The sequence below is a fragment of the Ligilactobacillus equi DSM 15833 = JCM 10991 genome, from assembly GCF_001435735.1.
GTDB classification, from domain to species: domain Bacteria; phylum Bacillota; class Bacilli; order Lactobacillales; family Lactobacillaceae; genus Ligilactobacillus; species Ligilactobacillus equi.
The window spans coordinates 19,960-30,161 of sequence record NZ_AZFH01000017.1 but is presented as its reverse complement, the minus strand read 5'-3'; the positions used below and the strand labels follow the sequence as shown (position 1 = coordinate 30,161).

The window sequence follows — 10,202 nt, the reverse complement described above, 5'->3', positions numbered from 1 at the left end:
TGACACGCAAGTGTCGTGAGTTACAAGCCCCCGAACTTGTTCGGGGGTAGTTGACGTGAGTTATTTTTGGCAAGCGGGACAGGTGCTAAATACGGCTAAAAATGATAGAATAGATAATTGACAGTAAGTGGAAAGGACGGTTGGTTATGCCAGAAAAAACCAAGCACACGCCAATGATGCAACAATACTTGGCGGTTAAAGAACAATATCCCGATGCCTTCTTATTTTACCGGATGGGTGACTTTTACGAAATGTTCTTCCAAGATGCCGTACAAGCGGCCAAGATTTTGGAGTTAACCTTAACGGCGCGGAATAAAAATGCTGACAATCCTATTCCCATGTGTGGGGTACCCCACCATGCGGTGCAAAACTATATCGATATTTTAGTGGACCAAGGTTACAAGGTTGCGATTTGCGAACAAGTCGAAGACCCTAAAAAAGCCAAAGGTATGGTCAAAAGAGAAGTGACCCAGTTGGTGACCCCCGGAACCATTGTAGACAACAGTGGTAAAGATGCCAAAAGTAACAATTATTTAACCGCTTTACATTATGAAAATGACCGTTACGGCTTTGCTTATGTTGATTTAGCTACCGGAGAAATTCATGTTGCTAGTCTTCAGGGGTTAGATAGCCTACAAAATGAACTTTTGGCCTTAGCAACCAAAGAAATTGTGGTAGATCAAAGCTTACCAACTGTGGCGAGTGAACTCTTAGAAAGCTTGAAAATCTTGATTTCTCACCAAGACGATTATCAAGTTCAAGCTGAATTTTCTTATGTCTTACAAGCGTTGGAAAATTCCGAAGAACTGGAAGCTACTAAGCATCTTTTGATGTATTTGAGCGTGACTCAAAAGCGGGCCTTGGCTCACCTTCAAAAGGCACGTCATTACGAACCTAACCACTTTTTGAAGATGGATTACCGAGCCAAGGCTAACTTAGATCTTTTGGTTAATGCTCGTACGAAGAAAAAGTCAGGAACGCTACTTTGGCTTTTGGATGAAACCAAAACAGCCATGGGTGGTCGCCTTTTAAAACAATGGATTGAACGGCCATTATTAAACCAAGGGGAAATTGAGGCTCGCCAAGCGCGGGTGGCGTCTTTTTTGAATCATTTCTTTGAAAGAACTAATGTTCAAGAAGATCTTAACTCTGTTTACGATTTAGAACGGCTCGCAGGGAAGGTCGCTTTGGGCAGTGTTAACGGTCGCGATTTGATTCAGTTGAAGAATTCTCTCTTAGCGGTGCCAAAGTTACGTTATACCTTGGAAACACTTGATGAAGGTGAATTTAGTGGTTTATTGGCGGATCTAGATCCGGTCGAAGAAGTCGCTGATTTAATTGAACAAGCTTTAGTTGATGAACCACCTTTATCGATTACCGAGGGTAATTTGATTCGCGATGGTTACAATTCTCAATTAGATGAATACCGTGATGCGCTGCAAAATGGAAAGCAATGGCTGGCCCAATTAGAAGCCAATGAACGGGAAAAGACTGGAATTTCTAACTTAAAAGTTGGTTTTAACCGCGTTTTTGGTTACTATATTGAGATTAGTAAGGGTAACCTGGCCAAGCTGGATGAGAATCGCTACCAAAGAAAGCAAACTTTAGCCAATGCCGAGCGCTTTATCACTCCTGAATTAAAGGAAAAGGAAGCCTTGATTTTAGGAGCAGAAAGTAAGGCTGGTGATTTAGAATACGAAATTTTCACCCAAATTCGTGACCAAGTTAAAGATGAAATTCAAAGATTGCAAAAGTTGGCTCGGGCGGTGGCGCAAATTGATGTTTTGCAAGCTTTTGCGGTTGTCAGTGAAAATTCTGGTTTTGTGAAACCGGAATTTACAGCAGCAAAAAATCTACAAATTAAGGAAGGTTGGCACCCAGTGGTGGAAAAGGTTGTTGGTAAGCAATCATATGTACCTAACGATGTAATTATGGATGCCGACACAGAAATTCTTCTGATTACTGGTCCTAACATGTCCGGGAAGTCAACTTACATGCGACAACTAGCTTTGACGGTCGTGATGGCGCAAATCGGATGTTTTGTACCAGCCAAAGCGGCTAAGATGCCGATTTTCGACCAAATCTTCACCCGGATTGGGGCGGCTGATGACTTAATTTCGGGGGAATCTACTTTCATGGTTGAAATGAAGGAAGCCAACCAGGCTTTAAAAAATGCAACCCCAAACAGTTTGCTTTTATTTGATGAAATTGGGCGAGGAACAGCAACTTACGACGGAATGGCTTTGGCCCAAGCAATTATCGAGCATGTCCATAATCATGTTAAAGCTAAGACGCTCTTTTCAACACACTACCATGAACTAACCGTCCTAGACCAAAGTTTGGATCATTTAGAAAACGTCCATGTTGGTGCGATTGAAAAAGATGGTCACTTGGTTTTCTTGCACAAGATGCAAACTGGTCCGGCTGATAAGTCTTATGGGATTCATGTGGCACGCCTAGCCGGGATGCCAGATCAGCTTTTAAGTCGGGCGGATGTCATCTTGGCTTCCTTAGAAGGACAAGCCAAGCAAGCACCTGAAGCCAAAGTAGCTACTGAAGATGAGCAGTTAACAAAGACGTCAGAAACTTCCCAGGTTGATCAAGTTTCTGAAAGCAATAATTTAATTATGGAAGAAAATGGTCAATTGGCCTTATTTGAAGAACCGCAAGTGGTGCCAGCAAGTAAGTTAAATAAACGGCAAACTAAAGTCTTAGATCAATTAAGTGATTTGGATTTAATGGGGATGACGCCACTGGACTTGATGAACCAAGTTTATCAGTGGCAAAAACAATTACGAAAAAAATAGCGAAAGGAATAGGATATGGGTAAGATTCACGAATTAAGTGCGGTGTTAGCCGATCAAATTGCGGCCGGGGAAGTTATTGAAAATCCGGCCGCCGTTGTGAAGGAATTAGTGGAAAACTCCCTGGATGCTGGCAGTCATAGAATTGATATTATCTTAGAAGAGTCAGGCTTAGCGACCATTCAAGTTATTGATGATGGTAGTGGGATTGCGGTAGATGATTTGGCCCTGGCCTTTAAACGTCATGCCACGAGTAAAATCACTGGTAAAAAGGATTTATTTCGGGTTCAAACGCTGGGCTTTCGGGGTGAAGCCCTCCCCAGTATTGCTTCGGTAGCCGATGTAATTGTTGAGTCTAAGACTACTGCCGCTTCAGCTGGAGCCATGATTCACTTGCGCGGCGGCGAAATTTTAGCTCAAGAAGCAGCAGCTAGTCGCCAAGGAACACAAATTACGGTCCGTGACCTTTTCTTTAATACCCCAGTGCGCTTGAAGTACTTGAAATCACCCAATACTGAATTAGCCAATATCACCGATATTGTCAATCGCTTGGCCTTGGGGCATCCGGAGGTGGCCTTTTCCCTCACACATAATGGTCGGTCACTATTACAAACAGTCGGTAATGGTAAGCTTCAGCAAGTTTTGAGTGCCATTTATGGGGTGACGACGGCTCGGCAGATGATTCCTGTGGGCCGCCAAGACCAAGATTTTCAGATAAGTGGCTTTGTCTCCTTACCGAAATTAACCCGGGCCAGTCGCAATTATATTTCTTTATTAATTAATGGCCGTTATGTCAAAAGTCATACCCTTTTACGGGCGGTGGCGGCGGGTTATGGTTCCAAATTAATGGTAGGGCGCTACCCTTTAGCGGTTTTAAATATTGAACTTGATTTCCAATTAGTCGATGTTAATGTTCACCCCACTAAACAAGAAGTGCGGATTTCTAAAGAAGAGCAGTTGGCCCAACTGATTAAGGCAGCCATCCAAGCTAGTTTGGCCCCCGAAAATTTAATCCCTAAGGCTCTGGATAATTTACCAGCGAAAAAGGCTAAAGTTTTGGCAGAAAAAGTCGGGGAGGGCAATCGCGTTTACCAAACGTCGTCACCATCTTTACCTAGTCGCCAGCAGGTCAATCAGCTCTTAACGGGGCAAGCCGTTGGCCCCCAGGCGCCTAAAGCCAAGTCAACCCCAGTGTCGGTCAAGTTTAACCAGTTAGAAATCAAGGATCAAAAGCAACTAACTTTACCGGCTATCCAGGCTTGGGACCAGCGCTTTGGCTTACAAACAGTCAGCCAAAATAATCCTATTAGTTCACCAGTTGTGTCGACGCAACCAGCTAAGACTGAAGAAATAAGTCTAGAACTCGATAATGATGTGTCTAATTCTGCGGAGCCGAGATTTCCTAAATTACGTTATATTGGTCAATTACACGGTACCTATTTGTTAGCAGAAAGTGAAGCGGGATTATACCTTGTTGACCAACACGCCGCTCAAGAACGGGTTAACTACGAGTTTTACCGCCAAGAAATTACTAAGGTGGGGCTTGCCCAACAGAAGTTACTCTTACCGATTGTTTTGACTTATCCTACCAGTGACTGTTTAAAAATTGAACAACACAAAGAAGATTTGTTAGCATTGGGAGTACAATTGGAAGATTTTGGACCGAATACTTATATTATTCACCAACATCCAGCTTGGTTTAAAGCTGGACAAGAAGAGGACACAATTCGGGAGATGATTGATTATCTTTTAGAAAATCAGCACTTGACTCTGGCACAGTTTAGAGAAAAAACGGCTATTATGATGAGTTGTAAGCGGGCAATTAAGGCTAATTTTCATTTAAATGATCAACAAGCTCGTGCTCTTTTGGCTCAATTACCGGATTGCGAGAATCCCTTTAATTGTCCACATGGCCGGCCCGTGGTAGTTTCTTTTTCCAATCAGGATTTAGAAAAGATGTTTAAACGAATTCAAGATAGTCACGAAAGTATCAATAAGCGAGGATAATATGTACGAATATATTATGGGAAAAATCACCATGGTTAGTCCGCTCTACATTGTGTGTGAAAACAATGGCATTGGCTACCAAATTTTTACTGCCAATCCTTTTTCCTTTCCTGAGGGAGAAGAGAGGCGAGTTTATGTCTACCAAGCCGTTAGAGAAAATGACATTACCCTTTATGGTTTTCGGACCGCTGCGGAAAAACAGCTTTTTTTAAAGTTGATTAGTGTTTCCGGAATTGGTCCCAAGAGTGCCTTAGCGATCTTAGCTAGTGATGATCACCAAGGTTTAATTACGGCGATTAATGCCGATGATGATGGTTACTTGGTCAAATATCCCGGAATTGGTAAAAAGACCGCTAAGCAAATCGTCTTAGATCTCAAGGGTAAACTTGACGACTTAGTTGGTCAAAACCAAGTCTTACCAGGTCAACAAAGTTTATCCTTAGAAAATAAGGCGGAAGATCCAAAACTAGCAGAAGCGATGGAAGCTCTTCAGGCCTTAGGTTACCGCGCAACTGAAATTAAGAAGATTCAAAAGAAGATGGCCGACTTCAAAGCTGAAGAAACAAGTGCTTATTTACGCCAAGCCTTGAAGATTATTAATCAAAAATAGGGGGAGGATTTTGTGGAAGACGATAGAATTATTTCGGGGAAAAGTGAAGGCTTCGAAGAAGTAAATAGCGAACTAAGCCTCCGTCCCCAATATTTAAATCAATACATCGGTCAAGAAAAACTCAAAAATGAAATCGCCGTGTATATCAAGGCCGCTCAAAAAAGAGAAGAAGCCCTCGACCATGTGCTTTTATATGGACCGCCAGGTTTGGGGAAGACAACCCTGTCATTAGTCATTGCTAATGAATTGGGGGTAAATATCAAGACTACTTCGGGTCCGGCTATTGAAAAGCCAGGGGACTTGGTGGCCTTATTGAGTGAATTAAATGCTGGTGATGTCTTATTTATTGATGAAATTCACCGCTTGCCTAAAAATGTCGAAGAAATCCTTTACTCCGCGATGGAAGACTATTTCATCGATATTATTGTCGGCCAAGATGCAACGGCCCATGCGGTACACTTCCCTTTGCCACCCTTTACCTTAATTGGGGCAACCACCCGGGCAGGAATGTTATCAGCGCCTTTACGGGATCGTTTTGGAATTGTTGGCCACATGAATTACTATACCGAAGAAGAATTAACGAACATCGTCTATCGCTCGGCCCAAGTTTTGGCTAGTGAAATTAGTGCCAAAGGGGCGCATGAAATTGCTCGACGTTCGCGGGGGACTCCGCGGGTCGCTAACCGGCTTTTAAAACGGGTGCGTGATTTTGCCGAAGTGGCCGAAAAAGATCAAATTGATGATGAAATCAGTCGTTACGCCCTAGATTTACTGCAAGTGGATAAAGTGGGGCTAGATGCGACCGACCGCAAGATGTTAACTACCATGATTGAACTTTATCAAGGCGGACCAGTCGGTTTAACCACTATTGCGGCCAATATCGGGGAAGAAACGGATACGATTGCTGATATGGTAGAACCATATCTTTTACAGTTAGGCTTTTTAAAGCGGACTCCGCGGGGGCGGGTCGTGACGGCAGCGGGCTATGCCCATCTTGGTTTGCGTCCAAGTGAATAAGAGATGCATTCAACCTATAGTAATTGTGACCAAAGTTTGGTAAAGTATTACTTATAGGTAAAAATATGAACTATTTACGCAGGAGGAAATTATGTTTTTAGCAGCTCAAGGAAATCCAACTTACTCAATCTTGCTTTTTGCGGGGATGATTGTTTTGATGTACTTTACCATCTTACGCCCTCAAAAAAAGCAACAGCAACAACGTCAGGAAATGATGAACGGTATGAAGCGTGGTGATCGCGTGATTACTATCGGTGGTCTACACGGGGTAATTGATGAAATTAATAACGAAGACAAGACGGTAACCCTTGATTGCGAAGGTGTTTACTTGGTTTTCAATGCCAACGCTATCGGTAAGGTTTTACCACGTACCGAAGAAGCTAAGGTAGCAGCTGTTCCACAAACTGATGCTACAGATGAAACGTCTAAAGCTAGTGAGGAAGAAACTAGTGTCATAGCTGAAGACAAAACAGAAGAAGACAAATAAACTGAGAAAGTTGGGGCAACCCGGCTTTTTTGTTTTGAAGGTGAAAGTATGGAAAAAGCAGCGATTAAACGGGTTCAAGCCATTACTAATGGAGGACAACTGTATGATGACTTCAATCCAGAAATTGATCAAGCACGGCGGGAGTCATTTGAAAAATGTCGACGTTATAACAATTTGATTATCCAAAAAAATGAATACCATCCAGAAATTTTAGCGGACTATTTTGGATATTTTGGTCAAGAAATACGGATTGAACCCAATTTTTTAACTGAATTTGGCTTTAATCTCCATTTAGGAGACCGGGTGACCATAATGCATGATGTTAAAATTATCGATTGTGCTCCGGTAATCATTGGTCCGGATGTGACCATTGGCCCGAATTGTGGTCTTTACACGGCTAGCCACGCTGAAAATCCTATTCTGCGTGCAGCTCATTATTGTTATGAAAAGCCGATTACCATTGGTTCTAATGTTAGTCTGGGTGCGAGTGTAACCGTCTGTCCAGGGGCTAAAATTGGAGCTAATACCATCATTGGTGCCGGTGCAATCGTTGTGGGGGAAATTCCCGCTAATGTCGTTGCGGCCGGTAATCCTTGTCGTGTTATTCGGAAAATAGGTTAGAGCCAAAAAATGTAAAAAAGTGGCTTTAGGAATTTTTTTGATAAATTAGTATTGGCTAGACTAGACAAAAAGATAAAATCTTGGCCGAAAATATTTAAATAATCCTGTCTTGACTTAAAGATAGGGTGTTTTTATTTGGGTTAATTTTTAATGTGAAAATAATAAAAATTTTGTAATCAAATTGATTTGAAAGAAAATAATAGCAAAACAGTTGTAGTATATATTATTTATTGGTTATTAAAGCATAAATAAAAAAGATGTAGGTAAAAATTTGATGGAACAAAATAGGAGGTTTGCGTGGTGCTAGTTGATTTAAGAATAAAAACGTTGCTATATCAATATTTATTAAAGATACAACCTAATTTCTGGCACATACTTGGTTATAAACTAATAGAATATGGCGAAGTTTAAGGGTACCTTTTGCTTAATGAAAAACAGAAATGCCCTAATATCACTGATTATGTCAATGATACTTAACTAGCACCACGCACAGGAGGTAACATCTTTTATATCAATTTAAAATAAGTTTGAACATTGAAATGTTTTGAATCAAAAAAATAAAAAAATATAAATTTAGTCATTGAAATTTAAGGGATTAAAGGCCTAGGTTGACATCTACTATGACTTATAATATTATTTGAACATCGAATAGTTTGATATTCGAAATAAAAATAATAGTGAGGTGACAAGTGTGAAAATTATGGATGCCCAGGAAATCATGGCTTTGATTCCGAACCGTTATCCTATCATTTACATTGACTATGTTGATGAACTTAATCCCGGTAAGAGAATTGTGGCGACCAAGAATGTGACAATTAACGAATCATTTTTTGAAGGTCACTTCCCAGGAAATCCAGTGATGCCAGGAGCTTTAATCATTGAAACTTTGGCACAAGCTGCGTCAATTTTAATTTTGAAATCCCCTGAATTTATGGGAAAAACGGCTTACCTTGGGGCGGTTAAGAATGCAAAATTTCGTCAAATGGTTAAACCTGGTGATGTCTTAAAGCTCGAGATTACCATGGAAAAGGTGAAAGCTAACATGGGAATTGTTGAAACGGCGGCACTTGTTGAGGGAAAAAAGGTCTGCACCGCTCAATTGATGTTTATCGTGGAAAATCGCGACGCAAAGATTTAGCTCGGTAGGTGACTTATTTTCGGAGTATTATTGTTTTGATTTCAAACCATTTATTTTGAGGAAAATAAAGGACGGTAGATTATATGAGTAGACGCGAACAAGAGATTAATGACTCTTTGGTTCGAATTTATACCGGCATCATGTGGATTGAAGAAAATGAGTTACGCAAGAGTAAGTTCAGCGACCTAACCATGAAGGAAATGCACGCGATTCATGAAATCAGCATGTATGATCAAAAATCCGCATCACAAGTTGCCAAAGGATTACACTTGACGCCAGGAACACTAACCTCCACCATCAATCGCTTGGAAAAGAAAGGCTATGTGAAGCGGATTCGTTCTGAATCCGATCGCCGAGTGATTCGCCTAGGATTAACGAAGAAGGGGCGTATTATTTATCGCTCACATGAAGCCTTTCACAATATGATGGTGAAAAGTTTCTTGAAGGATCTTAATCAAAATGAAATCGCGATTATTGAACGCGCTTTACATAACTTAGAGGGATTCTTGAAGGAACATTCTTAAGTTAGGGAGTTACGGATGAAAAAGATTAAATTTCGGGCAAGTAGCCACTATGTCCCAGAAAAAATCGTCACCAATGATGACCTGGCCCAAATTATGGATACCTCGGATGAGTGGATTCAAAAGCGGACCGGTATTAAACAAAGACACATCAGTCAAGGCGAAAATACTGCTGATTTGTCCGTTAAGGTGGCTCTCGATCTCTTAGCAAAAAGCGGTCTTTCTGCCAAAGAGATTGATTTAATTATTGTGGCAACTATGTCACCAGAAGCCTATACCCCGTCAACCGCAGCCCTAGTACAAGGTGAAATTGGGGCAAGTAAAGCTTTTGCCTTTGATATTTCTGCGGCATGCTCAGGTTACATCTATGCCTTAGAAATGGCGAGTGCTTACCTGGCGAGTGGTCAAGCAAAGCGGGTAATGGTACTCGGTGGGGAAGTCTTGTCCAAGATTATTGATTGGCAAGACCGGGCTACGGCGGTACTTTTTGGTGACGGTGCCGGTGGGGCGATTTTAGAAATTGATTCTGATGGAACTTCAGCCTTTCTGGCTTCGGATTTAGCCACTTACGGTCAAGACGGTCAAAGTTTGACGGCCGGGATTACTCCTGCGTTAACGAGCTTCCCAGCTAACGGGGAGCACAAATTTAGTTCTTTTGCAATGGATGGTCATGCGGTGTATTCGTTTGCGACCAGGGAAGTGCCTAAATCCATTCAACGGGCTTGTGATAAAGCCCAACTTGCTGTGAGTGACATTGATTATTTTGTCCTCCATCAAGCCAACGCCCGGATTATTAAATCTGTGGCCAAAAAAATGCAATTACCAATCGAAAAGTTCCCCATTAATATTGACCGCTATGGCAATACTTCGGCGGCCAGTGAACCTATTTTGTTTGATGAATTAGTCCAAGCCGGAAAAATTAAGCCAGGGAGCTTGGTAGCTTTGAGTGGCTTTGGTGGGGGCTTGACGGTCGGGACTCAAATTATTAGATACTAAA

The 10,202-nt window shown here is 41.7% G+C and carries 9 protein-coding genes; all 9 read left to right on the top strand.

What is annotated here, in order from left to right; all coding sequences use genetic code 11:
• Positions 1-146: 146 nt before the first annotated feature.
• The 9 genes from mutS to FC36_RS02820 all read left to right on the top strand — a co-directional run bounded on the left by mutS (position 147) and on the right by FC36_RS02820 (position 10,201).
• Positions 147-2,807: a DNA mismatch repair protein MutS gene (gene mutS / locus FC36_RS02860; RefSeq protein ID WP_056986698.1), complete on the top strand. Its 2,661-nt coding sequence runs from the start codon at positions 147-149 to the stop codon at positions 2,805-2,807.
• A gap of 15 nt (positions 2,808-2,822) precedes the next feature.
• Positions 2,823-4,811: a DNA mismatch repair endonuclease MutL gene (gene mutL / locus FC36_RS02855; RefSeq protein ID WP_056986697.1), complete on the top strand. Its 1,989-nt coding sequence runs from the start codon at positions 2,823-2,825 to the stop codon at positions 4,809-4,811.
• 1 nt (position 4,812) lies between these two features.
• Positions 4,813-5,421, top strand: a complete 609-nt coding sequence (gene ruvA / locus FC36_RS02850; RefSeq protein WP_023860575.1) for a Holliday junction branch migration protein RuvA — start codon at positions 4,813-4,815, stop codon at positions 5,419-5,421.
• 12 nt (positions 5,422-5,433) lie between these two features.
• The gene (ruvB, locus tag FC36_RS02845; RefSeq protein ID WP_025020886.1) at positions 5,434-6,438 is read left to right on the top strand and encodes a Holliday junction branch migration DNA helicase RuvB; all 1,005 of its coding nucleotides are present in this window, start codon (positions 5,434-5,436) and stop codon (positions 6,436-6,438) included.
• A 91-nt stretch (positions 6,439-6,529) separates the two neighbouring features.
• Entirely contained in the window at positions 6,530-6,925 is a 396-nt protein-coding gene (yajC, locus tag FC36_RS02840; protein WP_023860573.1) for a preprotein translocase subunit YajC, read from the top strand.
• 48 nt (positions 6,926-6,973) lie between these two features.
• Complete coding sequence (locus tag FC36_RS02835; protein ID WP_023860572.1) at positions 6,974-7,546, top strand: sugar O-acetyltransferase; 573 nt, start codon at positions 6,974-6,976, stop codon at positions 7,544-7,546.
• A gap of 691 nt (positions 7,547-8,237) precedes the next feature.
• Entirely contained in the window at positions 8,238-8,684 is a 447-nt protein-coding gene (fabZ, locus tag FC36_RS02830; RefSeq protein ID WP_035191571.1) for a 3-hydroxyacyl-ACP dehydratase FabZ, read from the top strand.
• A gap of 83 nt (positions 8,685-8,767) precedes the next feature.
• Positions 8,768-9,208: a MarR family winged helix-turn-helix transcriptional regulator gene (locus tag FC36_RS02825; RefSeq protein ID WP_023860570.1), complete on the top strand. Its 441-nt coding sequence runs from the start codon at positions 8,768-8,770 to the stop codon at positions 9,206-9,208.
• A gap of 15 nt (positions 9,209-9,223) precedes the next feature.
• Positions 9,224-10,201: a beta-ketoacyl-ACP synthase III gene (locus tag FC36_RS02820; protein WP_023860569.1), complete on the top strand. Its 978-nt coding sequence runs from the start codon at positions 9,224-9,226 to the stop codon at positions 10,199-10,201.
• Position 10,202: the final 1 nt, after the last annotated feature.